We start from the raw sequence: 14,723 nt of genomic DNA on the forward strand, positions 1-14,723 counted from the left end.
GGAGGAGACTTCAGATGAATCTCAGTGAATGCTCTCGCCGTGTTCGGAGTAGTCGAGCCCCTCGACCTCGCCGTCCTTGGTCGGGCGCAGGCCGGTGGTGAACTTGCAGATCATCAGGACCGCAAAGGTGCCGACCGCGCTCCAGGCGATGACGGCCGCGAAGCCCACGATCTGTTTCACAACGTCCGCGCCCTCGGCAGCGCCGTTGATGGCCGTGGTGGCGAAGACGCCGGTCAGGATGGCGCCGACGATGCCGCCGACGCCGTGGATGCCGAAGGCGTCGAGGCTGTCGTCGTACTTGAGGGCGTGCTTCAGCCAGACCGCGCCGGCGTAGCAGGCCGGGCCGCCGATCAGGCCGATCAGGAAGGCGCCCTTGGGATCGACGAAACCGGCCGCGGGCGTGATGGCGACGAGGCCGCCGACGATGCCGGAGAGAAGTCCCAGAAGCGTGGGACGTTTCTTCTCGATCCACTCGATCACCATCCAGCCGAGCGCGGCGGCGGCAGGGGCGATGAGGGTGTTGAGGGCGGCGACGGCGGCGATGCCGTCGGCGGCCCAGGCGGACCCTGCGTTGAAGCCCAGCCAGCCCACGAACAGCAGGCCCGTGCCGATGGCGGTGTAGGCGAGATTGGCGGGCGCCATATTGTCACGTCCGAACCCGTAGCGCGGACCGAGCACCAGAGCGCAGACGAGGCCCGCGACGCCAGCATTGACGTGCACCACGGCGCCGCCCGCGAAGTCGAGCACGCCCCACGAGCCGAGGTAGCCCCCGCCCCAGACCTGATGGCAGATCGGCGCATAGACGATCAGATGCCACAGGCCGAAGAACAGCAGGGACGCCGAGAACCTCATCCGCTCGGCGAAGGCGCCGGCGATCAGGGCGGGGGTGATGATGGCGAAGGTCAGCTGGTAGGCGATCCAGAGGTATTCGGGCAGGGCAGGCGCCAGACTGTGCGCCGTGTTGATCCGCACCCCGTCGAGGAAGACCGCCTGAAGTCCGCCGATGAAGCCGTTGGTCGCCGGGCCTGATGTGCCGAACGACAGGCTGTAGCCGGCGATGAACCACAGGATGGTCACCACCATCAGCGACGCCGTGGAGGCGGCGATGGTGGCGATGATGTTCTTTCTGCGCACCATGCCGCCGTAGAACAGCGCCAGCCCGGGCAGGGTCATCATCAGCACGAAGGCCGTCGAGACGAGGATCCAGGCGGTCGCCGCGCCGTCGATGACGAGCGGCGCCTGGTGGGCGAGGAGGGCGGGCGCGGCGAGCGTCACGCGGGCACGGCCTGTTCAGCGTCGACCTTGCGCTCGGCCTCGGCGACCGGGATCGGGACGATGCGGACGAACCGCTTCACGCTGTCCGGCCAGGCCGAGAGCAGACGACGCGACAGGGGCGATCCGGTCGCCGCCAGATGGGCCTCGATCAGGGCCTTCAGCCGCTCGCCTGCCGCCTGGGTGACGGGAGCGAAGGCCGCGAGATCGCCGTTGAGGGCGAGACCTGTCCGGCCCGCCTCGTCCAGCACGAACAGCTCGCCACCCGACATGCCGGCGGCCAGGTTCCAGCCGACGGGGCCCAGGATCGCGACGCGGCCGCCGGTCATGTATTCGCAGGCGTGGGCGCCGGCGCCCTCGACCACGGCCTCGGCGCCGGAGTTCCGGACCGCGAACCGCTCGCCCGCCGAACCGGCGACGAACAGGCGGCCGGAGGTGGCGCCATAGAGCGTCGTGTTGCCGATGGCGGGCTGGTGCTCGCGCCATTCGATCGGCCTGACCACGATGTCGGCGCCGGACAGGCCCTTGCCGACATAATCGTTGGCCTCGCCGGTCAGCTCCAGCTTCAGCCCTTTGGCCCCGAAGGCCCCGAAGGACTGTCCGGCCGATCCCTGAAGCTTCAGCGTCAGGACGCCAGTCGGGCCGGTTGGGCCCCAGCGTCGGACGATGGCCGAGGATATCCCCGCGCCGATCGTGCGCATCACATTGGAGATCGGATAGGTCAGCTCTGAGGTCTGGCCGCGATCGAGGAAGGCCCAGGCGTCGTTGAGGACGCGGGCGTCCAGGGTCTCGGGCACGGACGCGCGGCCCTTGTCGCCCCACAGCTTCTTCTCGGCCGCCTCGACCCGGACCAGCAGGGGGTTGAGGTCGAGATCGTCCAGGTGCGCGCCACCGCGACGGACCTGGCGCAGCAGGTCTGTACGGCCGACGATCTCGTCCAAGGTCCGCGCGCCCAGCATGGCCAGGTATTCGCGGACCTCTTCGGCGATGAAGCTGAACAGGTTGACGACCTTGTCGGCCGTGCCGGTGAACTTCTCGCGCAGGCGCGGGTCCTGCGAACAGACGCCGACCGGGCAGGTGTTGGAATGGCACTGACGCACCATCAGACAGCCCATGGCGATCAGGCTGGCCGTACCGATGTTGAACTCCTCGGCACCCAGGATAGCGGCGATGACGATGTCCCGGCCGGTGCGCATGCCGCCGTCGGCGCGGACCACGACGTGGCTGCGCAGATTGTTGAGGCTGAGGACCTGATGGGTTTCCGCCAGGCCGATCTCCCACGGCAGGCCTGCGTGCTTGATCGACGACTGGGGCGAGGCCCCGGTGCCGCCATTGTGGCCCGCGATCAGGATACAGTCGGCCTTGGCCTTGGCGACACCGGAGGCGATGGCGCCGATGCCCGAGGCGGAGACCAGCTTGACCGTCACCCGGGCATCCGGGTTGATCGACTTCAGGTCGTAGATGAGCTGGGCCAGATCCTCGATCGAATAGATGTCGTGGTGCGGCGGCGGCGAGATCAGGGTCGTGCCGGGCGTCGAGTGACGCATCCGGGCGATGAACTCGGTGACCTTGAAGCCGGGCAGCTGGCCGCCCTCGCCGGGCTTGGCGCCCTGGGCGATCTTGATCTCGATCTCGCGGCACTGGTTCAGATATTCGGCGGTGACGCCGAACCGGCCCGACGCGACCTGTTTGACGGCCGAGTTCATGTTGTCGCCGTCCGGGCGGGTGGCGTAGCGGTCCGGATCCTCGCCGCCCTCGCCGGAGACCGAGCGGGCGCCGATCCGGTTCATGGCGACGTTCAGCACCCCATGGGCCTCGGGCGACAGGGCGCCGAGCGACATGCCGGGAGTCAGAAAGCGCTTCCTGATATCCGAGACGGATTCGACCTCGGACACCGGGACAGGCCTCAGGCCTTCGCGCCAGTCGAGCAGGTCGCGGGGGGCGAGATCCGGCTGGTCGCGGACGGCCTCCGAGTATTGCTTGAAGCGCTTGTAGTCGCCGCGGTTGCAGGCGTCCTGAAGCAGGTGGATCGTCTTCGCATCGTGGGCGTGAGCTTCCTGGCCCGCGCGGATGCGGAAGAAGCCGCCGACGGCGGGGGAGGGGGTGGCCTCTGTCCAGGCCTGGGCATGGCGTTGCAACGCGGCCCGTTCCAGACCGGCCAGGCCGATGCCGGAGATGCGCGAGGGGGCGCCCGGGAAGAACTCGGCCGTGACGGCGCGGGACAGACCCAGGACCTCGAACTCGCAGCCGCCACGATAGGCGGAGATGACGCTGATACCCTTGCGCGCCAGCGTCTTCATAAGACCGGCCTCCAGCGCGGCCTTGTAGTTCAGGCAGGCGTCGCGGAGGGAGAGGCCCGGCCAGGCGCCGCGATCCAGACGCTCCTGGAACATCTCCTGCGCCAGCCACGGATTGATGGCCGTGGCGCCGACCCCGACAAGGACGGCGAACCCGTGCGGGTCCAGCACCTCGGACGAGCGGACGACGATGGAGACGAAGCTGCGCAGGCCGGTGTCGGTCAGCCGGCCATGCGCCCCGGCGGTGGCCAGGATCATGGGCACTGACAGGCTGGACTCGGACGCGCGCTCGTCAGTCAGGACGACAAGGCTGGAGCCGTGACGGACGGCGGCTTCGACCTCGTCCTTGATGCGGTCCAGCGCGGCGCGCAGGCCGGCGCCCGGGCGCGCATCGGCCTCGGGGAGGGGATAGGAACAGTCAATCACCACCGTCGAGCCGGCGCCGACGACGTCGAGCATCCGCTCGTACATGCCGGTAGTCAGGACCGGGCTGTCGAGGACGAAGACATTCGTCTGGGCCTCTTCCGCAGCGAGGATGTTGCCGAGGTTCTTGAACCGGGTCTTCAGGCTCATCGCGCCCGCTTCACGCAGGGGGTCGATCGGCGGGTTGGTGACCTGGGAGAAGTTCTGGCGGAAATAGTGCGCCAGCGGGCGGGGCAAGGCGGACAGGACCGCCGGAGGCGTGTCGTCGCCCATGGAGCCGACCGCTTCCTTGCCGTCCTTGATCATCGGATCGAGCAGCAGGTCGAGGTCTTCGCGGCTGAAGCCGGCGGCGATCTGGCGGCGGGTCAGGGCCTCGCCGGTGGCGGCGCGCGGCTCGGGTCCGGGGCCGATGATCGGCTCCAGATCGACCATGTTCTCCAGCCACTCCGTATAGGGATGATCGGCGGCGAGAGCGTCGATGGTCTCGATCTCGTCGAGCAGGACGCCGTTCTGGAGGTCGGCGACGATCATGCGGCCCGGGCCGATCGGCAGGCGGCGCTTGATGCGGCTTTCCGGCAGACCGGCGAGGCCCGCCTCAGACCCGGCCAGCAGCAGGCCGTCGTGGGTCTCCATGGCGCGCAGCGGACGAAGGCCGTTGCGGTCCTTGCCGCAGACGATCCAGCGGCCGTCGGTGGCGCAGATGGCGGCAGGACCGTCCCACGGCTCCATCACGGCGTTGCAGTAGGCGTAGAGGGCGCGGTGCTCGGCCTTCATCAGGCCCTCGTCGCGGGCCCAGGCCTCTGGGATCAGCAGGGCCTTGGCCATGGGGGCGGGACGGCCGGCGCGGACCAGGACCTCGAACACGTTATCGAGGGCGGCGGAGTCGGAGCCGCCGGGCTGGACGACGGGCTTCACGTCGCCGTCGCTGTCGCCGAAGGCCTGGGCCGTCATGCGGATCTCGTGCGACCGCATCCAGTTCAGATTGCCCTTCAGCGTGTTGATCTCGCCGTTGTGGGCCAGCATGCGGAACGGCTGGGCCAGCCGCCATTCGGGGAAGGTGTTGGTCGAATAGCGCTGGTGGAAGATGGCGTAGGCGGCTTCGAAGGTCGGATCCAGCAGGTCGGGATAGAGCTGGTCCAGCAGCTCGGCGCGGACCATCCCCTTGTAGATCAGCGACCGGGCTGACAGGGAGCAGATGTAGAAACCGGGCACGCTTTCGGCGATTACCGCGCTCTCGATGCGGCGGCGGACCAGATAGAGTTCGCGCTCCAGCGCCTCGCCGTCGTCCGTCAGATCGGCGGGCACGGCCAGCATGATCTGTTCGATTTCGGGCCGGGTTGCATCGGCCTTGGAGCCGACGACGGACAGATCGATGGGCGTCTGGCGCCAGCCGTAGATGGTGAACCCGGCGCGCAGGACCTCGGTCTCGACGATGGCGCGGGCGCGGTCCTGGGCGCCGAGGTCGGTGCGCGGCAGGAAGATCTGGCCGATGGCGATGGGGCCGGGCTTGAGCGTCTGGCCGATGACGCGAACCTGTTCGGCGAAGAAGGCCTGGGGCGCCTCGACCATCAGACCGGCGCCGTCGCCCGACAGCCCGTCGGGATCGACCGCGCCCCGGTGGGCGACGTTCTTCAGCGACTTGATGGCCAGTTCGACCACCTCGCGGCGCGGCTTGCCGTCGATCGCGGCGACGAGGCCGACGCCGCAGGCGTCCTTCTCCGACGACGGCTCGTAGGCGTGGGCGTCGATGAGGCGCTGTCGGTCTTCTTGGTACTTGGTCAGCCAGGTCATGCGTACTCTCCGCTCATCCCCGCGAAGGCGGGGACCCAGTGCTTTTGTGAGGCACGGGCGGTTGGGATGGGGGTCAGCGGGCACGCGAAAATACGAGCCCGCCCAAAGAACTGGGTCCCCACCTTCACGGGGATGTACGGAGTTTGACGTGTCATGCCGCCACCGAGTCGGCTTGAGCCTTGAGGTAACGGTCGATCTCGGCGGCAGCGTCCTGACCGTCGCGAACGGCCCAGACGACGAGCGAGGCGCCACGGACGGCGTCCCCTGCAGCATAGACGCCGGGCAGGCTGGTGGCGAAGCCGGACCGGGCGGTGGCCACGGTGTTCCACTCAGTCAGGCTGAGCTCGTCGTGGTGGGCGGCGAACGCTTCCGGCTCGAAGCCCAGCGCCTCGATGACGAGGTCGGCCTTCAGGTCGAAATCGGCGCCCGGGACCGGCACGATCTCGCGGCGTTTGCCGAACTCGGGTTCCGACAGGGCCATGCGCGCGGCGCGGACGGCGGACACCGAGCCGTCACGCGACATCAGGGCCTTGGGCGCGCCCAGCCACTCGAAGCGGATGCCCTCTTCCTCGGCGTTGAGAACCTCGCGGGCCGAGCCGGGCATGTTCTCGCGGTCACGACGGTACAGGCAGGTGACGCTCTCGGCCCCCTGGCGGATTGCGGTGCGGACGCAGTCCATGGCCGTATCGCCGCCGCCGATGACGACGACGTTGCGACCCCGGGCGTGATGGCCGGTGTCGTCGTCGGCCTCGCCCAGGTCGCGGCGGTTCTGGTGGATCAGGAACTCGAGCGCGGGGAGGGTGTCGCCCGGACCCGCGCCGGGCACCTGCAGCGCGCGGGCCTGATAGACGCCCATGGCCAGCAGGACGGCGTCGTGGCGCTCGCGCAACTCGGCAAGGGTAATGTCGGTCCCGAAATCGCAATGGGTGACGAAGGTGACGCCGCCGTCGATCAGACGATCAATGCGGCGCTGGACGACGCGCTTCTCCAGCTTGAAGCCGGGGATGCCGTAGGTCAGCAGGCCGCCGGGGCGGTCGTGGCGGTCGTAGACGGTGACCTGATAGCCCTGTTCGCGCAGCCGGTCGGCGGCGGCCATGCCGGCGGGGCCGGCGCCGACGATGGCGACAGACTGGGCTCGTTCGTGCAGCGGGCGGATCGGCTCCACCCAGCCGTTGTCGAAGGCGGTGTCGCCGATGAAGGCCTCGACCGAGCCGATGGTCACGGCTTCCCAGCCGGACTGGTTCAGGGTGCAGGAGCCCTCGCATAACCGGTCCTGCGGACAGATGCGGCCGCAGATCTCGGGCATGGTCGAGGTGGCCGAGGCGATACGCCAGGCTTCGCGCATCTCGTCCTCGGCGGACAGGCCCAGCCAGTCGGGGATGTTGTTCTGCAGTGGGCAGGCCGTCTGGCAGAAGGGCACGCCGCAGTCGGTGCAGCGGCCGGCCTGGATCTCGACGGTCTCGGTGGTCGGTTTGACGATGATCTCGCCGAAATCCTGCACGCGCACGGACGCCTCCGCCTTGGGCAGGCGGCGCGGCTGGACGACGAACCCTTGCGGTCCGGATGGGCCTTTCTGTTGCATGGCAACATATAAGGCGAGACAGGGCCGTCAGCGCAAATGATTTCCCCGATATGGCTTCAATTCATCCAGCATGCGCATGAAATATGCGCACAGCTGCGAATGGATCGCGGATTTCTCCCTCTCCTGCGGGGGAGCGTCGTTACGTAGCGACGCGGTGGGAGCCGCCGGTGTTGCAGATGCGGGCCTGCGGGGTGTCGACTTGCCGCCCCCACCCGGTCTCCGCTGCGCTCCGACCACCCTCCCCCGAAGGGGAGCGAGAGTCTGTTCAGTCAGGTCTGGTCCCAGCCACCCGCCAGCGCCTTGAACAGGGCGATCTGGTAGGTGGTCACCAAAGCGTCCGACTGGGCCAGGGTCGCGTCGGCGGCCGCTTCCGTGCGCTGGGCGTCAAGCACGGTGAACAGGCTGTCGGCCCCGGCGTCGAAACGCAGGCGGGCCAGACGGGAGGCGTTGGCGGCCTGGTCCCGCGCCTCGGTCAGGGCCGCGCGGCGGTCCAGTTCGTTGGCGTAGTTGGTCAGGGCCGTCTCGGTCTCCTGCAGGGCCAGCAGCACCGTCTGGTCGAAGGTCGCCAGGGCTGCGTCGGTGCGGGCGTCGGCGGCTTCGATCCGGGCGCGGCCGGCCAGGATGTTGGGGAAGCTCCAGCTGATCAGCGGGCCGAACGAGAAGCGATACGACGTGTCGTCGCTGAGATCGCCGGCCTCCAGCGCTGTCGAGCTGATCGACCCGCCGAGCGAGATGGTCGGGAAAAGAGCGGCCGTGGCGACATTGACCCGTGCAGCGGCGCCGACGAGGGCGCGCTCCGCCTGACGGACGTCGGGACGACGGGCCAGAAGGGCCGCGCCGTCGCCGACCGGGATCGGCTGTGAAAGCTGCGGCGGACGTTGGCATGACCGGGCGGCCTCGGAGGCTTCGGCCGGAGCGACGCCGGTCAGGGTGGCGAGGCGATACAGGGCGCCGTCGCGCTGGGCGCGCAGAGTCGGCAACTGTGCGCGGGTGGAGGCGAGCAGCGACCGGGCGCGGGCGGTGTCGAGGCCCGTGCCGGCGCCCCCTTCCAGCAGGCGCTGGGTCAGGTCGGCAGTGTTCTGCTGCAGACCGATTGTGCGTTCGGCGACCGCGATCTGGGCATTGGCGGAACAGGTGTCGGCATAGGCGCGGGCGGTCTCGGCCGCGACCGTGACGCGGATCACGTCGAGCACCGCGGCCTGGGCTTCGGCGTCGGCATTCGCGGCGCGGAGGGTCGAGGCGACGCGACCGAACAGGTCGATCTCGTAGGAGGCGTCGAGGCCGACGGCATAGACATCGACCTCCGGCGCTTGCTGACCAGCGGGGAGGCCGGGCTTGGTCGCGACCGAGGCGCGGCTGCGGGTCGCGGACGCCGAGGTGTTGGTCGTCGGGAACAGACCCAAGCGGGCTTCCGACAGGCTGGCCCTGACGGCGCGTAGATTGGCGACGGCGGCTTCCAGCTCGTTGTTCTGTGCGAAGGCCTGCTCGATCAGGCCGTCCAGCGTCGGGTCTGCATAGAGCCGCCACCAGTCGTTGCGGGCCTCTGCGGTTGAGGTCGCGCCGTTGGCGGACCCGAGCGGCGAACTTACGAAGGCGCCCGACGCGAGGGGGGGGGAGAATAGCGTCGGGCGCCTTCGGCCCGACCGCGCAGGCCGCCAGCAGGGCAGCAGCAGCGCACGGGGTCAGGAGGGGGGTGAGGCGAGCAGTCATACGGCGTCTCCCGTGCGGGGCGCGTTGAGCGCCGGCGTGGGCTGGTTGTGGATGGCGTCGTCTGAGGGCGAGGCCGTCGTCGGGGTCGCGCTGGGTGCTGCAGGGCGCTGCGGAATCTTCGCGGCCAGGCCGCGGCAGATCACATAGAAGACCGGCGTGAACAGCAGGCCGAAGACGGTCACCCCGATCATGCCGAAGAACACCGCCGCCCCGAGGGAGCGACGCATCTCGGCACCGGCGCCCTCCGACAACACCAGGGGCAGAACCCCCAGGATGAAGGCGAACGACGTCATCAGGATCGGGCGAAGACGGGTCTTGGCGGCCGCGACGGCGGCGTCCCAGCGGTCCAGTCCGTGTTCGTCCTCGTTCTGCTTGGCGAACTCGACGATCAGGATGGCGTTCTTGGCGGCCAGCGCGATCAGCACCACAAGTCCCACCTGAACGAGGATGTTGTTGTCGAGTCCGAGGGCGTTCACCCCCAGCATGGCCGCCAGCAGACACATCGGCACTATCAGGATCACGGCCAGCGGAAGCGTGAAGGCCTCGTACTGGGCGGCGAGCACCAGGAAGACCAGAAGCACCGCGACCACGAAGATGATCGTCGCACCGCCGGAAGCCGTCTTCTCCTGCAGGGCCAGACCGGTCCATTCGTAGGAGAAGCCCGGCGGCAGGGTGGTCGCCGCCATATTCTCCATGATGCCGATGGCCATGCCGGATGAGACGCCCGGCGCGCCCTGACCCTGCAGCTCGGCTGCAGGGAACAGGTTGTGGCGCACGATCCGGGACGGACCCGCGCTCTCGCGGAACGTGGCGACCGAACCCAGGGGCACCATGGCGCCCGAGGCCGAACGAACCTTCAGATTGGCGATGTCGGCCATGTCGTCGCGATAGGCCGGCTCCGCCTGCGCCGTCACCCGGAAGGTGCGGCCCAGCATGTTGAAGTCGTTGACGTAGGATGAGCCCAGATAGATTCCCATCGTGTTGAACACGTCGGAGGGCTGGACCCCCATCATCAGGGCGCGGTCGCGATCGACGTCGGCTTCGACGCGCGGCGAGGCAGTGTTGTAGGTCGAGAAGACCTGCTGAACCTCGGTCGGCGCCTGGGCCGCGGCGCCCATCATGGCGAATGTCGCGCCCTCGAGCGCGCCATAGCCTGCGCCCGACCTGTCCTGGATCATCATCGCGAAACCGTTGCCGGTGCCCAGGCCCTGGATGGACGGCGGGGCGATGACGAAGATGTTCGCGTTCTGGATTCCCTGCGCCGCGCCGGTGATTGCGCCGGCAAGGGCTGCAGCGGTCGTCTCCCGCGTCGTCCGGTCGTGGAAGTCGTTCAGACGGACGAAGATGGTCGCGGCATTGGAGCCGAACGAGAAGCTGGTGCCGTCCAGGCCGGAGAAGGCCACGGTGCCGTCGACGCCCCCGGTATTCTCGATGATCTCGCGGGCGCTGGTCATCACCGCATTGGTGCGTTCCAGCGAGGAGCCGGCAGGCAGCTGGATCACGCCGATCAGGAAGCCCTGGTCCTGGTCCGGGATGAAGCCCGACGGGGTGTCGATCAGGCGCCAGGCGGTGAGGCCGAGCAGGCCGACATAGACGACCAGAACAACGGCGACCGTGCGGACCAGACGAGCGGTCAGACGGCCGTATTTTTGGGACAACCAGTCGAAGCCCTCGTTGAATTTCCGACCCGCCCAACCGCCATAGTAGCGGGCCTTGCCCAGAACGGTCGTCGGACGGGCCGCCTTCTCGTCATGCTCGTCGTGCGGCTTCAGCAGCAGGGCGGCCATGGCCGGCGACAGCGTCAGGGAGACGAACAGCGACGTCACCGAGGCGGCCGCGATGGTCACGGCGAACTGGCGGTAGAAGATGCCCGGAATCCCGGGCACGAACATGGTCGGAACGAACACCGCGACCAGCACCAGACCGATGGCGATCAGGGCTCCCGACACCTCCTGCATGGACTTGTAGGCGGCTTCCCTGGGCGACAGGCCCTCGCGAATGTAGCGTTCCACGTTCTCGACCACGACGATGGCGTCATCGACCACGATCCCGACCGCGAGCACCAGGGCTAGCAGCGACAGGGAGTTGATCGAATAGCCGAGCGCCAGCTGGACCGCGAAGGTGGCGACCAGGGCGATCGGGATGGCGACGATCGGGATGATCGCGGCGCGCCACGACTGCAGGAAGATCAGCACGACGAGCACGACGAGGATGATCGCCTCGATCAGGGTGTGCTGCACCGACTCGACCGAGGCGGCGACGAACTCCGTCGGATTGTAGCGGACACCGATCTCGAGCCCCTGGGGGGCGTCGGCCTTGATCTTCTCGATCTCCGCCAGGACGCGTTCGGCGGTACCCAGGGCGTTGGCTCCCGGTTGCTGAACAACGGCGATGCCGACGCCGCGCACGCCGTCGAAATAGCCCTGGATGCCGTAATCCTGCGCGCCGAGTTCGACGCGGGCGACGTCGCGAACCCGGGTGACCCTGCCTTCGGCGTCGGTCTTGATGACGATCTCGGCGAACTCGTCCGGGTTGGACAGACGGCCCTGGACCTGGATCGGCTGCTGGAAGGCGGAGGCGTTGGTTGCGAACGGCGGCTGACCGGTGGAGCCGGCGGCGGCCTGGATGTTCTGGCTGCGCAGGGCTCCGACGATGTCGGTGGCGTTCAGGCTGCGGGCTGCGGCCTTGGCCGGGTCGATCCAGACGCGCATCGAATAGTTGCCGCCGCCGAAGACGGTGACGTTGCCGACGCCCTCGATGCGCAACAGCCGGTCGCGCAGGGTCGAGTTGGCGTAGTTGCCGACATAGTCGTTGTTCAGGACGTTCCCGGGCGAGGTCAGGCCCAGGATCATCAGGAATCCGGATTCCTGCTTGTTCACGATCACGCCGACCTGGCGCACGGCCTCGGGCAGGCGGGGCTCGGCCAGGGCGACGCGGTTCTGGACCAGCACCTGGGCCGAATCGAGATCCGTGCCGGGCTGGAAGGTCACGGTGATCGACACTGCGCCGTCGGAGGTCGAGGACGAGAAGAGGTAGAGCATCCCCTCGACGCCGTTCACCTCCTGCTCGATCGGGGCGGCCACAGTCTCGGCCAGGGTCTCGGCCGAGGCGCCCGCGTAGGCGGTGTTGATGGTGATGGTGGGGGGCGCGATCTCCGGATACTGCGCGAGCGGCAGCAGCGGATAGGCGAAGATCCCGACCAGGGTGATGAACACCGACAGGACGGCCGCGAAGATCGGCCTGTCGATGAAGAAGCGAGAGATGTTCATGCGTCTGGCCTCAGTCGCCGACGGAGACGGATTGCGTCAGGGCGCCGGCGGGGGTGCCCGTCGCCGCTGGCGGCGCATAGGTGGTCGGGACGGATTCCGGGCGTGGCTGGCGCGTGATGCGGCCGTTGGCGGGGGCCACCTTCATGCCCGGCATGGCGCGCTGCAGACCATCGATGATGACCCGGTCGGTCGGACGGAGGCCCGAACGGATGACGCGCAGGCCATCGACGAGCGGGGCGAGCTGGACCGGGGTCGGGGTGACCGAACCGTCGGCGGCGACGACCGAGACGACGCGGCGGGCCTGATCCGTGCCGATGGCCGAATCCGGCACCAGCAGGGCGTCATAGGCGCCGGCGCCGGCGACGCGGGCCTGGGCGAACATGCCCGGTTTCAGGAAGCCGTCGCCGTTCGGAATGACTGCCCGCAGGCGGATGGTGCCCGAGGCGGCGTCGACCGCGTTGTCGGTGAAGTCGAGCGTGCCTGTGCGGGTGAAGTCGCTCTCGTCCTGCAGACGGATGCGGACCGGCGCGGAGCGGCCGGCGCGGGCGTCGCGCTGATACTTCAGCAACAGGGCTTCGGAACCCTCGAAGACGAAGTAGATCGGCGAGGAGGAGACAATGGTGGTCAGGACGTCGGCGGCGGACGATCCGCCGGCGATGACATTGCCCGGATCGACGCGACGGTCCGACACGCGGCCCGAGGCCGGGGCGGTGACGCGGGTGAACTCGAGCTCCAGCTGGCGCGCTCTGACGGCGGCCTGGGCGGAGGCGACGGAGGCCTCGCCGATCTGGACGGCGCCCCTGTTGGTGTCGACCTCGGCCTGGCTGACGGCCTGGCTGGCCAGCAGGCCTTCCGAGCGGGCCAGGTTGGTGCGGGCAAGCGTCAGCTGCGCCTGGGCCTGGTTGAGGGCGGCGCGGGCCGAGGCCAGCTGGGCCTGGGCCGGACGCTGATCGAGGGTGAACAGCAGCTGGCCGCGCTGGACATAGGCGCCGTCGCGGAAGTGTACGGCCTGGATTAAGCCGCCGACGCGGGCCCGAACCTCGACCGAGGAGGTGGCCTCGAATCGACCGGTGAAATCGTCCCAGTCGACGACGCGTTCAGCCAGCGGCACGGCCACGGTGACGGGCGCGGCCGGCGGCGGGCCCTGCGCTTCCGAACGTTGTGAACAGCCGTAAAGCGCGCCCGTCGCGAGGACGGACACGGCGATGATCTTCAGCCTGCGCATGCGCGCAATCTCCCTTGAGGGGGCAAATTCCCTGTCGGGCGCGACCGGTATCACGGGGGAGGAGCTCCCGGTCATCGCCTGATGACTTACTTGTGTCCATCGACTGCTCTTGTCAACAGCCGATGACATAGCCATACCTTTCCTACGGCTATTGGAGATCACATTGAGTTTCGCCGTTTGCCATCGACCCCGGAACGCAGCGGCCACGCGCAGCGCTATCCTCGACGCGGCCAGCAAACGGTTCACGGCCGAGAGTTATGATCAGGTAGGGATGCGAGACATCGCCAAGGATGTCGGCGTCGATCCCGCCCTGATCTCCCGCTATTTCGGCTCCAAGGAAGAGCTGTTCCGGGCCGTGCTCGACGACTGCGACGGTAAGGACCTCATGGAAGGCGACCGCTCGACGTTTGGCGAACGGATGGCCGACAACCTGGTCTATGGCCCGGCCAAGGACGATGACCTGGCGTGGCTGCTGATCATGCTGAAGTCAGCCGGCTCGCCCAAGGCGGCGGAGATCGTTCAGCAGTTGTCGACCGAGTGTTTCTACCAGCCGCTCACAGAGTGGCTCGGCGGCAAGGACGCGCCGATCCGGGCCCGAATCCTGGCCGGTATCCTGATGGGCGTAGCTGTGGGCCGCGATCTGTCCGGCGGCATGAAGCTGTCGGCCGACGAATGCGAACGCATGAAGGCGCGCCTTGCCCCCATGTTGCAGGAATTGGTGGATGGCTAACTCCGTCTCTCGTCCGGCTAGTGCCGGCCGATCTGGGTAGGAGCAGCGCGCGGCGTTTCGACCCACAACTACTGCGCATGCGGTGGATTTCACCCGACGCATTTCAGTCGTCGGTTATAATTACCCCTTGGATATCCAGGCGAGCAGATATTGGAAGTTTATTCCAAAAGCGGGTTGTGCAGCGCAGCGATTTCTGGCTCTATGTCTCTGCAATGAGGAGTTGGCCGTGAGCCACGAGACCCGTCACACCCCGATCCGCCACACGGCCCGCGCCGTCGCCGCGACGCGCCCTGTTGTCACGCCCGCCGCCCTGACCACCCTTATTGTCAGCGTACTCCTTGGCCTGCTCTCTGGAGCGGCGTGGATGCAACCGACCTGAACCCAAGCAAAATCAGGATCGACGCAGCCACCCGCTCCCGAAAGG

8 protein-coding genes are annotated in these 14,723 nt (G+C 68.3%); 2 read left to right on the top strand and 6 right to left on the bottom strand.

Annotated elements, in window-relative coordinates; translation table 11 throughout:
* Positions 1–21: 21 nt before the first annotated feature.
* The 6 genes from ACP7A5_RS01115 to ACP7A5_RS01140 all read right to left on the bottom strand — a co-directional run bounded on the left by ACP7A5_RS01115 (position 22) and on the right by ACP7A5_RS01140 (position 13,569).
* On the bottom strand, positions 22–1,275 hold the full coding sequence (locus ACP7A5_RS01115) for an ammonium transporter (RefSeq protein ID WP_426040187.1): 1,254 nt from the start codon (positions 1,273–1,275) through the stop codon (positions 22–24).
* Positions 1,272–5,783: a glutamate synthase large subunit gene (gene gltB, locus ACP7A5_RS01120; RefSeq protein ID WP_426040188.1), complete on the bottom strand. Its 4,512-nt coding sequence runs from the start codon at positions 5,781–5,783 to the stop codon at positions 1,272–1,274. The genes ACP7A5_RS01115 and gltB overlap by 4 nt, the downstream gene beginning before the upstream one ends.
* Before the next feature lie 151 nt (positions 5,784–5,934).
* Positions 5,935–7,365 (bottom strand): NAD(P)-dependent oxidoreductase, encoded by a 1,431-nt coding sequence (locus tag ACP7A5_RS01125; protein ID WP_426040189.1) that lies wholly within the window; start codon positions 7,363–7,365, stop codon positions 5,935–5,937.
* 269 nt (positions 7,366–7,634) lie between these two features.
* Positions 7,635–9,038: an efflux transporter outer membrane subunit gene (locus ACP7A5_RS01130; protein ID WP_426040396.1), complete on the bottom strand. Its 1,404-nt coding sequence runs from the start codon at positions 9,036–9,038 to the stop codon at positions 7,635–7,637.
* Positions 9,039–9,071: 33 nt separating this feature from the next.
* Positions 9,072–12,344, bottom strand: coding sequence for an efflux RND transporter permease subunit (locus tag ACP7A5_RS01135; RefSeq protein WP_426040190.1), 3,273 nt, complete (start codon positions 12,342–12,344; stop codon positions 9,072–9,074).
* Between the two features lie 10 nt (positions 12,345–12,354).
* Positions 12,355–13,569: an efflux RND transporter periplasmic adaptor subunit gene (locus ACP7A5_RS01140; protein ID WP_426040191.1), complete on the bottom strand. Its 1,215-nt coding sequence runs from the start codon at positions 13,567–13,569 to the stop codon at positions 12,355–12,357.
* Between the two features lie 163 nt (positions 13,570–13,732).
* Here ACP7A5_RS01140 and ACP7A5_RS01145 point away from each other — a divergent pair, with 163 nt between their 5' ends.
* Positions 13,733–14,299: a TetR/AcrR family transcriptional regulator gene (locus tag ACP7A5_RS01145; RefSeq protein ID WP_426040192.1), complete on the top strand. Its 567-nt coding sequence runs from the start codon at positions 13,733–13,735 to the stop codon at positions 14,297–14,299.
* A gap of 226 nt (positions 14,300–14,525) precedes the next feature.
* On the top strand, positions 14,526–14,678 hold the full coding sequence (locus ACP7A5_RS01150; RefSeq protein ID WP_426040193.1) for a hypothetical protein: 153 nt from the start codon (positions 14,526–14,528) through the stop codon (positions 14,676–14,678).
* Positions 14,679–14,723 lie beyond the last annotated feature (45 nt).

The sequence above is a fragment of the Brevundimonas sp. TWP2-3-4b1 genome, assembly GCF_049897665.1.
Classification (GTDB): domain Bacteria; phylum Pseudomonadota; class Alphaproteobacteria; order Caulobacterales; family Caulobacteraceae; genus Brevundimonas; species Brevundimonas subvibrioides_B.

Coding starts and splice junctions, on each gene's coding strand:
- gltB (WP_426040188.1), bottom strand. CDS start 5,783: ATGACCTGGCTGACCAAGTACCAAGAAGACCGACAGCGCCTCATCGAC.
- ACP7A5_RS01125 (WP_426040189.1), bottom strand. CDS start 7,365: ATGCAACAGAAAGGCCCATCCGGACCGCAAGGGTTCGTCGTCCAGCCG.
- ACP7A5_RS01135 (WP_426040190.1), bottom strand. CDS start 12,344: ATGAACATCTCTCGCTTCTTCATCGACAGGCCGATCTTCGCGGCCGTC.
- ACP7A5_RS01140 (WP_426040191.1), bottom strand. CDS start 13,569: ATGCGCAGGCTGAAGATCATCGCCGTGTCCGTCCTCGCGACGGGCGCG.